The organism is Citrobacter sp. LJND-P06, assembly GCF_058188415.1.
Genome location: NZ_CP187317.1, coordinates 4587992 through 4603560, shown reverse-complemented (window position 1 = coordinate 4603560; position 15569 = coordinate 4587992). Strand labels below are relative to the sequence as shown.

Sequence of the window (15569 nt, the reverse complement as noted above, 5' to 3'; positions counted from 1 at the left end):
GCATAATTTTGGGACGGCACGCACCGTCCCGCTAAATAGTCAGACGGGAGTAAATAGAGCATGCCTAAGTATCGTTCCGCTACCACCACCCATGGCCGTAATATGGCGGGTGCCCGCGCACTGTGGCGCGCAACCGGGATGACCGACGCCGATTTCGGCAAGCCGATTATTGCGGTTGTAAACTCGTTTACCCAGTTTGTGCCGGGCCATGTGCACCTGCGCGATCTTGGCAAACTGGTTGCTGAACAGATTGAAGCGGCAGGCGGTGTTGCCAAAGAGTTCAACACGATTGCGGTGGATGACGGTATCGCCATGGGCCACGGGGGCATGCTTTATTCACTGCCGTCTCGCGAGCTGATCGCCGACTCTGTTGAGTATATGGTCAACGCCCACTGCGCTGACGCGATGGTCTGCATCTCCAACTGCGACAAAATCACCCCGGGGATGCTGATGGCCTCCCTGCGCCTGAACATTCCGGTGATCTTTGTTTCCGGCGGCCCGATGGAAGCCGGTAAAACCAAACTCTCCGATCAAATCATCAAACTCGATCTGGTCGATGCGATGATCCAGGGCGCTGACCCAAAAGTGTCCGACGAACAAAGCGATCAGGTTGAACGCTCCGCGTGCCCGACCTGCGGCTCTTGCTCCGGGATGTTCACCGCCAACTCAATGAACTGCCTGACCGAAGCGCTGGGCCTGTCGCAGCCGGGTAACGGCTCGCTGCTGGCGACCCACGCCGACCGTAAACAGTTGTTCCTCAATGCCGGTACGCGCATTGTTGAACTGACCAAACGTTATTACGAGCAAGACGACGAGAGCGCGCTGCCGCGCAACATTGCCAATAAAGCAGCGTTCGAAAATGCCATGACGCTGGACATCGCCATGGGCGGCTCTACCAACACCGTTCTTCACCTGCTGGCGGCGGCGCAGGAAGCGGAAATCGACTTCACCATGAGTGATATCGACAAACTCTCCCGCAAAGTCCCTCAGCTGTGTAAAGTCGCGCCGAGTACGCAGAAATACCATATGGAAGACGTACACCGCGCGGGCGGCGTACTGGGGATTCTGGGCGAACTGGACAGAGCTAAACTGCTTAACCGCGACGTGAAAAACGTGCTCGGTCTGACACTGCCGCAAACCCTGGAGCAATACGACGTTGTCGTGACCCAGGACGACGCGGTGAAAACCATGTTCCGCGCAGGGCCTGCGGGTATCCGCACCACCCAGGCATTCTCTCAGGATTGCCGCTGGGATACGCTGGATGATGATCGCGCGAATGGCTGTATCCGCTCGCTGGAGCACGCTTACAGCAAAGACGGCGGCCTGGCCGTGCTTTACGGCAACTTCGCGGAAAACGGCTGCATCGTCAAAACCGCAGGCGTCGACGACAGCATCCTCAAATTCACCGGCCCGGCCAAAGTCTACGAAAGCCAGGACGATGCAGTAGACGCTATCCTCGGTGGCAAAGTGGTCGCTGGCGATGTGGTTGTCATCCGCTACGAAGGTCCGAAAGGCGGCCCGGGGATGCAGGAGATGCTTTATCCCACCACATTCCTGAAATCGATGGGCCTCGGCAAAGCCTGTGCGTTGGTGACTGACGGTCGTTTCTCCGGTGGTACTTCCGGTCTTTCTATCGGCCACGTTTCCCCGGAAGCGGCGAGCGGCGGCAATATTGCGATCATCGAAGATGGCGATTTGATCGAAATTGATATCCCGAATCGTGGCATCCAACTGCAACTGAGCGAGCAGGAAATCGCGGCGCGTCGTGAGGCGCAGGAAGCCCGTGGCGATAAAGCCTGGACGCCGAAAAACCGTGAACGTCAGGTCTCCTTTGCCCTGCGTGCCTACGCTAGCCTGGCGACCAGTGCCGACAAAGGTGCGGTGCGCGATAAATCGAAGCTGGGGGGTTAATGATGGCTGACTCGCAACCCCTGTCTGGCACCCCTGAGGGTGCCGAATATCTCAGAGCGGTGCTACGCGCACCGGTCTACGAAGCAGCGCAGGTCACGCCGCTGCAAAAAATGGAAAAACTATCGTCGCGCCTCGATAACGTTATTTTGGTGAAACGCGAAGACCGCCAGCCGGTGCACAGCTTCAAGCTGCGTGGGGCTTACGCCATGATGGCGGGGCTGACGGAAGAACAAAAAGCGCAGGGTGTGATCACCGCATCCGCAGGTAATCATGCGCAAGGCGTGGCGTTCTCCTCTGCACGTTTAGGTGTAAAGGCGCTGATTGTCATGCCAACCGCCACCGCAGACATCAAAGTCGATGCCGTACGCGGTTTCGGTGGCGAAGTATTGCTGCACGGCGCCAATTTTGATGAAGCGAAAGCCAAAGCGATTGAGCTGTCGCAGCAGCAGGGCTTTACCTGGGTGCCGCCGTTCGATCATCCGATGGTGATTGCAGGCCAGGGCACGCTGGCGCTGGAACTGCTGCAACAAGATGCTCACCTTGACCGCGTGTTTGTGCCGGTCGGCGGTGGCGGACTGGCGGCGGGTGTGGCGGTGCTTATCAAGCAACTGATGCCGCAAATTAAAGTGATTGCCGTAGAAGCGGAAGACTCTGCCTGCCTGAAAGCGGCGCTGGAAGCGGGTCATCCGGTCGACCTGCCACGCGTAGGTTTGTTTGCTGAAGGCGTGGCGGTTAAACGCATCGGCGATGAAACCTTCCGTCTGTGCCAGGAGTATCTCGACGACATCATCACGGTCGACAGCGACGCTATCTGTGCGGCGATGAAAGATCTGTTCGAAGATGTGCGTGCGGTGGCGGAACCGTCAGGTGCGCTGGCGCTGGCGGGGATGAAAAAGTACATCGCTCAGCACAATATCCGTGGCGAGCGACTGGCGCATGTGCTTTCCGGGGCTAACGTTAACTTCCACGGTCTGCGCTACGTTTCCGAACGCTGCGAACTGGGCGAACAGCGCGAAGCCCTGCTGGCAGTCACCATCCCGGAAGAAAAGGGCAGTTTCCTGAAGTTCTGCCAGTTGCTTGGCGGGCGTTCGGTCACTGAGTTTAACTACCGCTTTGCCGATGCTAAAGATGCCTGCATTTTCGTGGGGGTGCGTCTGAGCCGCGGTCTGGAAGAGCGTAAAGAGATTCTGCAACTGCTCAATGACGGCGGTTACAGCGTGGTGGATCTCTCCGACGATGAAATGGCGAAACTGCACGTGCGCTATATGGTTGGCGGACGCCCATCGAAACCGCTCAAGGAACGCCTCTACAGTTTCGAATTTCCGGAATCACCGGGGGCGTTGCTGCGCTTTCTCAACACGCTGGGCACACACTGGAACATCTCTTTGTTTCACTATCGTAGCCACGGTACTGACTACGGGCGCGTACTGGCGGCGTTCGAGTTGGGCGAGCATGAACCTGATTTTGAAACCCGCCTCAATGAGCTGGGCTACGACTGCCACGATGAGACGCAAAACCCGGCATTCAGGTTCTTTTTAGCGGGTTAGTGTTAGAGATTGCCTGATGGCGCTGCGCTTATCAGGCCTACAATGGGTCGTAGGCTGGATAAGGCGCTTGCGCCGCCATCCGGCAAAACCCCGCCCGATGGCGCTACGCTTATCAGGCCTACAATGTGGTCGTAGGCTGGATAAGGCGCTTGCGCCGCCATCCGGCAAATTCCCGCCCGATGGCGCTGCGCTTATCAGGCCTACAATGTTGTCGTAGGCTGGATAAGGCGCTTGCGCCGCCATCCGGCAAAACCCCGCCCGATGGCGCTGCGCTTATCAGGCCTACAATGTGGTCGTAGGCTGGATAAGGCGCTTGCGCCGCCATCCGGCAAAACCCCGCCCGATGGCACTGCGCTTATCAGGCCTACAATGTGGTCGTAGGCTGGATAAGGCGCTTGCGCCGCCATCCGGCAAAATCCCATCCGATGGGGTTAATGGTTCGGCAAAATCGCCCAGAACGCATCAATCAGCGGCTCATGCAGCCGCTTTTTTTGTGCGCAGACGCCAAGTTCGAACGGCGTTTTTTCATCGCTGCGCTCCAGAATCATCACGCGATTGCGCACCGGTTCAGGGCTGTTTTCCAGCACCACTTCCGGCAGCAGCGCCACACCGCAGCCGAGTGCGACCATTGAGACCATCGCTTCATGGCCTCCCACCGTGGCGTAAATCAACGGATTGCTGATCTTGTTGCGCCGGAACCACAGCTCAATACGGCGGCGTACCGGCCCCTGGTCGGCCATGATGAATGGAATTGTCGACCAGTCCGGGATATCCACCGAGACTTGATTACGCACCGGGCAGGGCAATGCGGGGGCGATCAACACCACCGCCAGATTCTCCAGCATCGAAAAGGCGACTGCACCGGGCAGCGTTTCCGGTTTCCCGGCAATTGCCAGATCCGCTTCGCCTGTTACCACTTTTTCCATCGCATCGGCGGCATCACCGGTCGTGAGCTTAATTTCGACGGACGGATGTTCCGCGCGGAAGCGATCGAGAATCGGCGGCAGATGGCTGTAGGCGGCGGTCACCGAGCAGAAGATATGCAGCTCGCCAGAAAGCGACGGCCCTTGCTGGTCGATGGTGTGGCGCAGTTGCTGATACTGCAGCAACGTTTGCTGGGCAAAAACGCGTAACTCCTCACCTGCTTCGGTCAGCGTTACGGTGCGGTTATCGCGCACAAACAGCGGTTGGCCGAGATCTTCCTCCAGGCGCTGAATCTGCCGGGAAAGCGTGGAAGGGCTGACGTGCATCGCCCGTGCGCTGCGGCCAAAATGGCGGCTCTCCGCCAGATGCAGAAAGGTTTTCAGATCGCGTAAATCCACAGATCGCACTCCACGCTTTTACGTTGCAGAAATTGCAACGTGACGTTGTGAATATATCAATTTCCGCAATAAATTTCCTGTTGTAATGTGGTTCCATTCTCGCAATACGCGAACCGAACAATAAAGCACGACAACACAACATCACGGAGTTCACCATGGCTAACTACTTCAACACACTGAACCTGCGCCAGCAGCTGGCACAGTTGGGCAAATGTCGCTTTATGGGTCGCGACGAATTCGCCGATGGCGCGAGCTACCTTCAGGGTAAAAAAGTGGTCATCGTTGGCTGCGGTGCTCAGGGTTTGAACCAGGGTCTGAACATGCGTGATTCCGGCCTGGATATCTCCTACGCGCTGCGTAAAGAGGCGATTGCTGAGAAACGCGCCTCCTGGCGCAAAGCGACCGAAAACGGCTTTAAATGCGGTACTTACGAAGAGCTGATCCCGCAGGCGGATCTGGTCGTTAACCTGACGCCGGACAAACAGCACTCCGACGTGGTGCGTTCCGTACAGCCGCTGATGAAAGACGGCGCGGCGCTGGGTTACTCTCACGGTTTCAACATCGTCGAAGTCGGTGAGCAGATCCGTAAAGACATCACCGTTGTTATGGTCGCGCCGAAGTGCCCGGGTACCGAAGTACGTGAAGAGTACAAGCGTGGTTTCGGTGTACCGACGCTTATCGCCGTTCACCCGGAAAACGATCCGAAAGGCGAAGGTATGGCGATTGCCAAAGCCTGGGCTGCGGCCACCGGTGGTCACCGTGCGGGCGTGCTGGAATCGTCCTTCGTGGCAGAAGTGAAATCTGACCTGATGGGTGAGCAGACCATTCTGTGCGGTATGTTGCAGGCGGGTTCTCTGCTGTGCTTCGACAAGCTGGTGGAAGAAGGCACCGATCCGGCCTATGCCGAAAAACTGATTCAGTTTGGTTGGGAAACCATCACCGAAGCCCTGAAACAGGGCGGCATTACCCTGATGATGGATCGTCTGTCTAACCCGGCGAAACTGCGTGCTTATGCGCTCTCTGAACAACTGAAAGAGATCATGGCGCCGCTGTTCCAGAAGCACATGGACGACATCATCTCCGGCGAATTCTCCTCCGGCATGATGGCTGACTGGGCTAACGATGATAAGAAACTGCTGACCTGGCGTGAAGAGACTGGCAAAACCGCGTTTGAAACCGCGCCGCAGTTTGAAGGCAAAATCGGCGAGCAGGAGTACTTCGATAAAGGTGTGCTGATGATCGCGATGGTGAAAGCGGGCGTTGAGCTGGCATTCGAAACCATGGTGGATTCCGGCATCATCGAAGAGTCGGCTTACTACGAATCCCTGCACGAACTGCCGCTGATCGCGAACACCATCGCCCGTAAGCGTCTGTATGAAATGAACGTGGTTATCTCTGATACCGCTGAATACGGCAACTACCTGTTCTCATACGCTTGCGTACCACTGCTGAAATCATTCATGACTGAGATTCAGCCGGGCGACCTGGGTAAAGCCATTGCCGAAGGCGCAGTTGATAACGCGCAGTTGCGTGATGTGAATGAAGCGATTCGCGGTCATGCGATTGAGAAAGTGGGTCAGAAACTGCGTGGCTATATGACGGATATGAAACGTATTGCTGTTGCGGGATAAGGCATAGCACGAATTGCCGGATGGCGACGTAAACGCCTTATCCGGCCTACAAAAAAATGACCGTTTCGTAGGCCGGATAAGCGTAGCGCCATCTGGCAATAAAAGCCCGGTGAATTTGCTCACCGGGCTTTTTGCTACTTAGTTACGGTACAGCACCTTAATGATGTGGTAACCGAACTGGGTGTGCAGCGGGCCGGTTGGCTCCAGCACTGGGCAGGAGAAAACCACTTTATCGAACGCCGGAACCATTTGACCCTGACGGAATTCACCCAAGTGACCGCCTTTTTTGCCTGACGGGCAGGTAGAGTGTTTCTTCGCCAGCTTCTCGAAGTCTGCGCCGTTTTTAATTTGTTCCAGAAGATCCAGAGCCAGTTTCTCTTCTTTAACAAGGATATGCAGTGCTGCTGCTGTTTTTGCCATGATATGCGCCTTCAAAAGGGGTCAATAAGGCTGGCGATTTTAGCATGCGTTATCGGCGATATAACACCTTGATGATGTGATAGCCAAATTTGGTTTTCACCGGCCCATAGGGTTTCAACAACGGGCAACTGAAGACCGCAGCATCAAACGGCCCCACCATCATACCCTGCTTAAATTCGCCCAAATCGCCACCGTTGCGACCAGACGGGCAGCGCGAATAGCGCTTTGCCAGATGATCAAAACTGATGCCGCGTTCCAGTTTGGCGAGGATCTCAAGGGCAAGTTTTTCGGTTTTTACCAGGATATGCAGGGCGGCGGCGCTCTTTGCCATGGTGATTTTCTCATCGTGTTTGTGCTGCCAACACTTTACCATTCGGCGGGTAAATCTCAGCGCAACTTTCTGCTACAATCCTCCCCCCGTTCGAAGATTGAGCAATACTCCTATGCGTTTAAACCCCGGCCAACAACATGCTGTCGAATTCGTCACCGGACCCTGCCTGGTGCTGGCGGGGGCGGGTTCTGGTAAAACACGCGTTATCACGAACAAGATTGCCCACCTCATTCGCGGCTGCGGGTATCAGGCACGGCACATTGCTGCTGTAACCTTTACCAACAAAGCGGCGCGTGAGATGAAAGAACGTGTCGGGCAGACGCTGGGGCGCAAAGAAGCGCGCGGCCTGATGATTTCCACTTTCCATACGCTGGGGCTGGACATTATCAAGCGGGAGTATGCCGCGCTGGGGATGAAGTCCAACTTCTCGCTGTTCGACGACACCGATCAGGTAGCGTTGTTGAAGGATCTGACCGAAGGGTTGATCGAAGACGATAAAGTGATGCTGCAACAGCTGATCTCGACGATCTCCAACTGGAAAAATGATCTGAAAACGCCTGTGCAGGCGGCGGCCAGCGCGAAGGGCGAGCGGGATCGCATTTTTGCTCACTGTTATGGCCTGTACGATGCGCATATGAAGGCGTGTAACGTGCTGGATTTTGATGACCTGATCCTGCTGCCCACGCTGCTGCTGCAACGTAATGAAGAGGTGCGCGAACGTTGGCAGAATAAGATTCGCTATCTGCTGGTGGATGAATATCAGGACACCAACACCAGCCAGTACGAGCTGGTGAAGTTGTTGGTGGGCCAACGCGCACGCTTTACGGTGGTAGGGGATGACGATCAGTCAATCTACTCCTGGCGCGGTGCCCGCCCGCAAAACCTGGTGCTGCTGAGTCAGGATTTTCCGGCTTTGCAGGTGATCAAACTCGAGCAGAACTACCGTTCCTCCGGGCGCATCCTGAAGGCGGCGAATATCCTCATTGCCAACAATCCGCACGTCTTTGAAAAACGACTCTTTTCCGAGCTGGGTTATGGTGCCGAGCTTAAAGTGTTGAGTGCGAATAATGAAGAGCATGAGGCCGAGCGCGTCACGGGCGAACTTATCGCCCACCACTTTGTGAATAAAACCGAATACAAGGATTACGCCATCCTGTACCGCGGGAATCACCAGTCGCGGGTGTTTGAAAAATTCCTCATGCAGAACCGGATCCCGTACAAAATTTCCGGCGGCACGTCGTTCTTCTCCCGCCCGGAGATTAAAGATCTGCTCGCCTACCTGCGCGTTTTAACCAATCCGGACGATGACAGCGCATTTTTGCGCATTGTGAACACCCCAAAACGCGAAATCGGTTCGGCCACGCTGCAAAAACTGGGCGAATGGGCGATGACCCGCAACAAGAGTCTGTTTACCGCCAGCTTTGATATGGGGCTTAGCCAGACATTGACCGGGCGCGGGTATGATTCGCTAACCCGCTTTACGCAGTGGCTGGGCGAAATTCAGCGCCTGGCGGAGCGTGAACCGATTGCGGCAGTACGCGACCTCATCCACGGCATCGACTATGAGTCCTGGCTGTATGAAACCTCGCCAAGTCAAAAAGCGGCGGAGATGCGCATGAAAAACGTCAACCAGTTGTTTAGCTGGATGACGGAGATGCTGGAAGGCAGTGAAATTGATGAACCGATGACGCTTACCCAGGTGGTGACCCGTTTCACCCTGCGCGACATGATGGAGCGTGGGGAAAGTGAAGAGGAGTTAGATCAGGTTCAACTGATGACGCTGCATGCTTCAAAAGGCCTCGAATTCCCGTATGTCTTTATGGTGGGGATGGAAGAGGGCTTCCTGCCGCATCAGAGCAGTATTGATGAAGATAATATCGATGAAGAACGCCGTCTGGCCTATGTTGGGATCACGCGCGCACAGAAAGAACTCATCTTCACATTGTGCAAAGAACGCCGTCAGTACGGTGAGCTGGTACGGCCTGAACCGAGTCGTTTTCTGTTGGAACTGCCGCAGGACGATCTCATTTGGGAGCAGGAACGTAAGGTCGTGACGGCCGAAGAGCGAATGCAGAAAGGGCAGAACCATCTGGCAAATTTGAAAGCGATGATGGCGGCAAAGAGAGCGAAATAGTTGGCCGGATAAGCGCTGAAGCCCTCCGGCAAAAAGCGTCTTACAACACGTCCAGCGGCCAGTGGACATAGCTTTGCCACTGGCTTTCTTGATCAATAAGCTCTTTACCCAGCGGATGACGCGCGAACCAGCCTTCGGGGAGAATTAACGTCAGATTTTCATTCTGCGCTTGCAACACAATATCAGGCACCAGATCGTCACGTCGCCGACTGGCAAAAATAATTGCCAGACGCAGTAAACGACAAAGATGTTCTGCCACGCGCGGCGGCACCGCATTTTGCTGGTGGAGCGACGAGAGATCGACAGGGTTGGTCTGATTTAATAATAACGTTGCCAGTAATTTCTTTTGCGCAGGTGTAAAACCCGGTAAATCAAGATTTCGCACCAGGTAGGCCGCATGCTGCGGCGCTTGCCTGAAATCGACGCTTAACCCAATCTCATGCAACTGGCAGGCGCTGATCAATATTTCGCGGCTGATCGGTTCAATATGCCACTCATTTTCCACCTGATCGAGGAAAGCGGCGGCGAGATTTGCGACGCGGTTTGCCTGTTCGGTATCAACCATAAATCGCCGCTGAACGTTACGCAGCGTGCGGCTGCGAATATCCTGTTCGACGGCCAGATGCAGCATACCGTAGACCAGACCTTCACGCAGCGCACCGCCGGCAAGGGTCATACACTGAATGTTCAGTTCGGTGAAAATGGCGATAAGAATAGCGAGACCGCTGGGGAAGACTAATGCGCGCTCAAGCGTTAATCCTTCAATTTCCAGCTCTTCCAGACGACCACAATGAATGGCACGCTGCTTTAACTGTTGGAGCTTCGCCAGCGTAATCCGCTCATCCATGCCCTGCGCCATCATGATTTCTTGTAGCGCTTGCACTGTGCCAGAGGCACCCACACACACTTTCCAGCCATGATAGCGCAACTCATCAGCAACGGGACGCAGTACTTCGCGTGCGGCTTTTTCCGCCTCATCAAAGTTTTCCTGTCCCAGGTTGCGATCGGTAAAGTAACGCTCAAGCCAGGTAACGCAACCCATCGACAAACTAAACAGGGAGGTGGTTTGCGCCCCGGTACCGGTGACCATTTCAGTACTGGCACCGCCGATATCGACCACCAGACGCTGGTCTGCGCCGCCAGTGGTATGGGCGACACCCTGATAAATCAGACGGGCTTCTTCTTCACCGCTAATGACCTGAATGGGACAACCGAGGATATCTTGTGCTTTGGCAATAAACTCGCCTGCATTGACGGCAAGGCGTAATGTTGCCGTTGCGACCACGCGGATTTGCGGTTGGGGAATATCCTGCAGACGTTCAGCAAACAGACGCAGGCACTGCCAGCCGCGCTCCATTGCCTCTGCAGAAAGGGCATTATCACTGTTCAGCCCAGCAGCCAGACGCACCTTGCGCTTGATGCGGGTAAGCGTCTGGATGCTTCCAGCCACCTCGCGTACAACCAGCATATGAAAACTATTGGATCCGAGATCGATAGCTGCATAAAGCGACGAGGTGGAGCTGAGCATATTTTCTTAACCTGAACGACGACGGTTACGAGGTGCGCCAGTGCGGCGTGGTCCGTTGCCAGGGCGTGAACGCGTCAGACGCAATGGCTTAGGCAAATCGGTCATCAGCGCGTCCGGATTGTATTTGCTCACCGGAATAGAGTGACCAATGTAGGTCTCAATGGCGGGTAGATTCAATGCGTACTCTTCGCAGGCCAGACTGATGGAATGCCCGCTTGCGCCGGCACGACCCGTACGGCCGATACGGTGGACGTAATCTTCACAGTCATCCGGCAGGTCGTAGTTAAAGACGTGCGTCACTGCAGGAATGTGCAGACCGCGCGCCGCAACGTCAGTCGCCACCAGAATATCGAGGTCACCACGGGTAAACTCCTCGAGAATGCGCAGACGTTTTTTCTGTGCCACGTCGCCGGTCAACAGACCTACGCGATGGCCGTCGGCAGCAAGGCTACCCCAGATATCTTCGCAACGATGTTTGGTGTTCGCGAAAACTATGGCGCGATCTGGCCACTCTTCTTCGATCAGCGTTTGCAGTAAACGCATCTTTTCTTCATTAGAAGGGTAGAACAGCTCTTCTTTAATGCGATGACCCGTTTTTTGTTCCGGCTCAACTTCAACGTATTCGGCGTTGTTCATCTGCTCAAACGCCAGTTCGCGTACGCGGTAAGACAGGGTGGCGGAGAACAACATGTTCAGGCGCTGAGTGACTGGCGGCATACGGCGGAACAGCCAACGGATATCTTTAATAAAGCCCAGATCGTACATGCGATCGGCTTCATCAAGCACGACGACCTGAATGGCGCCAAGGTTGATATGGTTCTGTTTCGCGTAGTCGATCAGACGACCCGTGGTGCCGATCAGAATATCGACGCCGCTTTCCAGCACTTTAAGCTGTTTGTCGTAACCGTCACCGCCGTAAGCCAGACCTAACTTCAGGCCTGTTGTTTGCGCCAGCGGCTCCGCATCAGCGTGGATCTGCACGGCTAATTCGCGCGTCGGCGCCATAATTAGCGCGCGCGGCTGGTTCACCTTGCGATCGGCAATGGCGGGATGAGAGAGAAGATAATGAAACGTCGACGTCAGAAACGCCATCGTTTTCCCGGTACCGGTTTGCGCCTGCCCTGCAACATCACGACCTGCCAGCGTTAGCGGGAGGGCCAGTGCCTGAATGGGCGTGCAATTATGAAACCCTTTATTTTCAAGGGCTTCTATCACCTTAGGGTGCAGGGCGAAGTCGGAAAACTTCTGTTCTGTTAAATGTGTTTTGCTCATAGTGTGGTAGAATATCAGCTTACTATTGCTTTACGAAAGCGTATCCGGTGAAATAAAGTCAACCTTTAGTTGGTTTTGAAGGCTGCGTCCCCCAATTGTTAGTAGCGTCAACGGTTAGTGACGTCGACACTCACGAACAATTGAACGACACAGCCTGAACCAACACGCCAGGCTTATTCCTGTGGAGTTATATATGAGCGATAAAATTATTCACCTGACTGACGACAGTTTTGACACGGATGTACTCAAAGCGGACGGGGCGATCCTCGTTGATTTCTGGGCAGAGTGGTGCGGACCGTGCAAAATGATCGCCCCGATTCTGGATGAAATCGCTGACGAATATCAGGGCAAATTGACGGTTGCTAAACTGAACATCGACCAGAACCCAGGCACTGCGCCGAAGTATGGTATCCGTGGCATCCCGACCCTGCTGCTGTTTAAGAACGGTGAAGTGGCTGCAACCAAAGTGGGCGCTCTGTCCAAAGGTCAGCTGAAAGAGTTCCTCGACGCCAACCTGGCGTAAGGAAATATCATGTTCGGGCGACCAGCATCCTAAATTATGCGGATGACTGGACGCCCGGCTTGAGTCATGCTAAGTTAGTGTTGACTTCGTATTAAACATACCTTATTAAGTTTGAATCTAGTTTTAGCCAATACTTCCCGTTTTATCTCACGCGAGAAGTGGACAGATTCCTGGCTTGTCACTCAATCCGTCTTGTCGTTTCAGTTCTGTGTACTTTCCTGTGACCAGACAGCGAACAGACATGAGTTGATGGCCGTAAACAGGCATGGATGATCCTGCCATACCATTCACAACATTAAGTTCGAGATTTACCCCAAGTTTAAGAACTCACACCATTATGAATCTTACCGAATTAAAGAATACGCCGGTTTCTGAGCTGATCACTCTCGGCGAAAATATGGGGCTGGAAAACCTGGCTCGTATGCGCAAGCAGGACATTATTTTTGCCATCCTGAAGCAGCACGCAAAGAGTGGCGAAGATATCTTTGGTGACGGTGTGCTGGAGATATTGCAGGATGGATTTGGTTTCCTCCGCTCTGCAGACAGCTCCTACCTCGCCGGTCCTGATGACATCTACGTTTCCCCCAGCCAAATCCGTCGTTTCAACCTCCGCACTGGTGATACCATTTCGGGTAAGATTCGTCCGCCGAAAGAAGGCGAACGCTACTTTGCGCTGTTGAAAGTTAACGAAGTTAACTATGACAAACCGGAGAACGCCCGTAATAAAATCCTGTTTGAGAACTTAACCCCGCTGCACGCAAACTCACGTCTGCGTATGGAACGTGGTAATGGTTCAACAGAAGATTTGACTGCTCGCGTACTGGATCTGGCTTCACCAATTGGTCGTGGTCAGCGTGGTCTGATTGTGGCGCCGCCGAAAGCCGGTAAAACAATGCTGCTGCAGAACATCGCCCAGAGTATTGCGTACAATCACCCGGACTGCGTGCTGATGGTCCTGCTGATCGACGAACGTCCGGAAGAAGTGACCGAGATGCAGCGTCTGGTGAAAGGTGAAGTGGTTGCTTCCACCTTTGACGAACCGGCATCTCGCCACGTTCAGGTAGCGGAAATGGTGATTGAGAAGGCGAAACGCCTGGTTGAGCACAAGAAAGACGTTATCATCCTGCTTGACTCCATCACCCGTCTGGCGCGTGCTTACAACACCGTGGTGCCGGCTTCCGGTAAAGTGCTGACTGGTGGTGTGGATGCCAACGCCCTGCACCGTCCGAAACGCTTCTTCGGTGCCGCGCGTAACGTGGAAGAGGGCGGTAGCCTGACCATCATCGCCACGGCGCTGATTGATACCGGCTCCAAAATGGACGAAGTTATCTACGAAGAGTTTAAAGGTACAGGTAACATGGAACTGCACCTTTCTCGTAAGATCGCTGAAAAACGCGTCTTCCCGGCAATCGACTACAACCGTTCCGGTACCCGTAAAGAAGAACTGCTCACCACTCAGGAAGAGCTGCAGAAGATGTGGATCCTGCGCAAAATCATTCACCCAATGGGCGAAATCGATGCAATGGAATTCCTCATCAATAAACTGGCGATGACTAAAACCAACGACGACTTCTTCGATATGATGAAACGTTCGTAAGCCAGTTTTTACCCGAAAACGCCACGTTTTTACGTGGCGTTTTTCATTTATATCTGTAATCTTAACGACACATTTACAAAAGTACGGTATCACATGCCGTTACTTTGCGTTTCATTCGTAATTTGTACCGTGTGGTTGATAATTATACAAAAGCACCTGATTCAGCACAGGGTTTCCCTTCTGAATAAAGGTCTTCATGGTTATACTTCTGCTATTAATTTTCTTTGAGAGCATGCATTGTGAATTTACTTACAGTGAGTACTGATCTCATCAGTATTTTTTTATTCACGACACTGTTCCTGTTTTTTGCGCGTAAGGTGGCAAAAAAGGTCGGTTTAGTGGATAAACCCAACTTCCGCAAACGTCACCAGGGACTGATACCGTTAGTTGGTGGGATTTCGGTTTACGCAGGCATTTGCTTCACTTTCGGAATCGTTGAGTATTACATTCCACATGCTTCTCTTTATCTGGCGTGTGCTGGCGTACTGGTCTTTATTGGTGCACTTGACGATCGCTTTGATATCAGCGTAAAAATTCGCGCCACGATTCAGGCCGCTATCGGCATTATCATGATGGTCGCCGGCCAACTCTATTTACGCAGTCTGGGGTACATCTTTGGACCCTGGGAGATGGTGCTCGGTCCTTTCGGTTATTTTCTCACGCTGTTTGCCGTATGGGCGGCCATTAATGCCTTTAACATGGTTGATGGCATTGACGGATTGCTCGGCGGGCTTTCCAGCGTCTCGTTCGGGGCAATGGGGCTTATCCTGTGGTTTGACGGACAGACGAGCCTGGCAATTTGGTGTTTTGCGATGATTGCCGCCATCCTGCCTTACATTATGCTGAACCTGGGGATTCTGGGGCGTCGCTACAAAGTCTTTATGGGCGATGCGGGCAGTACGCTGATTGGTTTCACCGTCATTTGGGTCTTGCTGGAAACCACACAGGGTAAGACACACCCGATAAGCCCGGTTACCGCGCTATGGATTATTGCCATTCCATTGATGGATATGGTGGCGATCATGTACCGCCGCTTGCGTAAAGGGATGAGTCCCTTCTCTCCCGATCGCCAACACATTCATCATTTGATCATGCGCGCAGGGTTTACTTCCCGACAGGCTTTTGTGCTGATTACGCTGGCGGCGGCGATTCTGGCGTCCATCGGCGTTGCGGCAGAATATTCTCATTTTGTTCCCGAATGGGTCATGCTGGTGCTCTTTTTGCTAGCATTCTTCCTCTACGGTTACTGTATTAAACGTGCCTGGAAGGTGGCAAGATTTATCAAGCGTGTGAAGCGCAGACTCCGTAGGAACCGTGATAACAAGCCAAACTTAACCAAGTAAATTGAGGATA

General features: G+C 53.9%; 13 protein-coding genes and 1 pseudogene. 9 read left to right on the top strand and 5 right to left on the bottom strand.

The features are described from left to right. The first annotated feature begins 60 nt into the window (after nt 1–60). The 3 genes and pseudogenes from ilvD to ACO7SM_RS21665 form a co-directional block, all read left to right on the top strand. Nucleotides 61–1911 carry a dihydroxy-acid dehydratase gene (gene ilvD / locus ACO7SM_RS21675; RefSeq protein WP_490469179.1) on the top strand — a complete coding sequence of 617 codons (1851 nt, stop codon included), beginning with the start codon at nt 61–63 and terminating at the stop codon, nt 1909–1911. 2 nt (nt 1912–1913) lie between these two features. Further along, nucleotides 1914–3458, top strand: a complete 1545-nt coding sequence (gene ilvA, locus ACO7SM_RS21670) for a threonine ammonia-lyase, biosynthetic (protein ID WP_490471001.1) — start codon at nt 1914–1916, stop codon at nt 3456–3458. A gap of 9 nt (nt 3459–3467) precedes the next feature. Beyond that, nucleotides 3468–3593: pseudogene (locus ACO7SM_RS21665) on the top strand (hypothetical protein); the annotation flags it as partial. Between the two features lie 296 nt (nt 3594–3889). Here the strand turns inward: ACO7SM_RS21665 and ilvY are convergent. Beyond that, a complete protein-coding gene (gene ilvY, locus ACO7SM_RS21660) occupies nt 3890–4780 on the bottom strand; it encodes an HTH-type transcriptional activator IlvY (RefSeq protein WP_192613991.1) in 891 nt (296 codons plus the stop codon). A 155-nt stretch (nt 4781–4935) separates the two neighbouring features. On the opposite strand from ilvY, the gene ilvC reads away from it, so the two are divergent. Then, the gene (gene ilvC / locus ACO7SM_RS21655; RefSeq protein ID WP_192613990.1) at nt 4936–6411 is read left to right on the top strand and encodes a ketol-acid reductoisomerase; all 1476 of its coding nucleotides are present in this window, start codon (nt 4936–4938) and stop codon (nt 6409–6411) included. A gap of 138 nt (nt 6412–6549) precedes the next feature. Here the strand turns inward: ilvC and ppiC (ACO7SM_RS21650) are convergent, their stop codons facing one another. Beyond that, nucleotides 6550–6831: a peptidylprolyl isomerase PpiC gene (gene ppiC / locus ACO7SM_RS21650; RefSeq protein ID WP_015960967.1), complete on the bottom strand. Its 282-nt coding sequence runs from the start codon at nt 6829–6831 to the stop codon at nt 6550–6552. A 49-nt stretch (nt 6832–6880) separates the two neighbouring features. Next, nucleotides 6881–7162: a peptidylprolyl isomerase PpiC gene (ppiC, locus tag ACO7SM_RS21645; protein ID WP_192613989.1), complete on the bottom strand. Its 282-nt coding sequence runs from the start codon at nt 7160–7162 to the stop codon at nt 6881–6883. 112 nt (nt 7163–7274) lie between these two features. On the opposite strand from ppiC (ACO7SM_RS21645), the gene rep reads away from it, so the two are divergent. After that, the gene (gene rep / locus ACO7SM_RS21640) at nt 7275–9296 is read left to right on the top strand and encodes a DNA helicase Rep (RefSeq protein ID WP_490469178.1); all 2022 of its coding nucleotides are present in this window, start codon (nt 7275–7277) and stop codon (nt 9294–9296) included. Nucleotides 9297–9336: 40 nt separating this feature from the next. Here the strand turns inward: rep and gppA are convergent, their stop codons facing one another. Both gppA and rhlB read right to left on the bottom strand, forming a co-directional pair. Beyond that, nucleotides 9337–10824 (bottom strand): guanosine-5'-triphosphate,3'-diphosphate diphosphatase, encoded by a 1488-nt coding sequence (gene gppA / locus ACO7SM_RS21635; protein WP_490469177.1) that lies wholly within the window; start codon nt 10822–10824, stop codon nt 9337–9339. A 6-nt stretch (nt 10825–10830) separates the two neighbouring features. Continuing rightward, nucleotides 10831–12096: an ATP-dependent RNA helicase RhlB gene (gene rhlB, locus ACO7SM_RS21630; RefSeq protein WP_490469176.1), complete on the bottom strand. Its 1266-nt coding sequence runs from the start codon at nt 12094–12096 to the stop codon at nt 10831–10833. A gap of 193 nt (nt 12097–12289) precedes the next feature. Here rhlB and trxA point away from each other — a divergent pair, with 193 nt between their 5' ends. From trxA to wecA, 4 genes are all read left to right on the top strand, one after another. Beyond that, the gene (gene trxA / locus ACO7SM_RS21625) at nt 12290–12619 is read left to right on the top strand and encodes a thioredoxin TrxA (protein WP_001280776.1); all 330 of its coding nucleotides are present in this window, start codon (nt 12290–12292) and stop codon (nt 12617–12619) included. A 130-nt stretch (nt 12620–12749) separates the two neighbouring features. Then, nucleotides 12750–12869: a rho operon leader peptide gene (locus tag ACO7SM_RS21620; protein WP_162380372.1), complete on the top strand. Its 120-nt coding sequence runs from the start codon at nt 12750–12752 to the stop codon at nt 12867–12869. Between the two features lie 87 nt (nt 12870–12956). Further along, on the top strand, nt 12957–14216 hold the full coding sequence (rho, locus tag ACO7SM_RS21615; RefSeq protein ID WP_002437993.1) for a transcription termination factor Rho: 1260 nt from the start codon (nt 12957–12959) through the stop codon (nt 14214–14216). A 239-nt stretch (nt 14217–14455) separates the two neighbouring features. Next, nucleotides 14456–15559: a UDP-N-acetylglucosamine--undecaprenyl-phosphate N-acetylglucosaminephosphotransferase gene (gene wecA, locus ACO7SM_RS21610; RefSeq protein ID WP_490469175.1), complete on the top strand. Its 1104-nt coding sequence runs from the start codon at nt 14456–14458 to the stop codon at nt 15557–15559. Nucleotides 15560–15569 lie beyond the last annotated feature (10 nt).

Bases quoted from the DNA above. Each gene is read 5' to 3' on its own strand.
- rho (WP_002437993.1), top strand. From the start codon at position 12,957: ATGAATCTTACCGAATTAAAGAATACGCCGGTTTCTGAGCTGATCACT.
- rep (WP_490469178.1), top strand. From the start codon at position 7,275: ATGCGTTTAAACCCCGGCCAACAACATGCTGTCGAATTCGTCACCGGA.
- gppA (WP_490469177.1), bottom strand. From the start codon at position 10,824: ATGCTCAGCTCCACCTCGTCGCTTTATGCAGCTATCGATCTCGGATCC.
- rhlB (WP_490469176.1), bottom strand. From the start codon at position 12,096: ATGAGCAAAACACATTTAACAGAACAGAAGTTTTCCGACTTCGCCCTG.
- ilvA (WP_490471001.1), top strand. From the start codon at position 1,914: ATGGCTGACTCGCAACCCCTGTCTGGCACCCCTGAGGGTGCCGAATAT.
- ilvD (WP_490469179.1), top strand. From the start codon at position 61: ATGCCTAAGTATCGTTCCGCTACCACCACCCATGGCCGTAATATGGCG.
- ppiC (WP_192613989.1), bottom strand. From the start codon at position 7,162: ATGGCAAAGAGCGCCGCCGCCCTGCATATCCTGGTAAAAACCGAAAAA.
- ilvC (WP_192613990.1), top strand. From the start codon at position 4,936: ATGGCTAACTACTTCAACACACTGAACCTGCGCCAGCAGCTGGCACAG.
- trxA (WP_001280776.1), top strand. From the start codon at position 12,290: ATGAGCGATAAAATTATTCACCTGACTGACGACAGTTTTGACACGGAT.
- ppiC (WP_015960967.1), bottom strand. From the start codon at position 6,831: ATGGCAAAAACAGCAGCAGCACTGCATATCCTTGTTAAAGAAGAGAAA.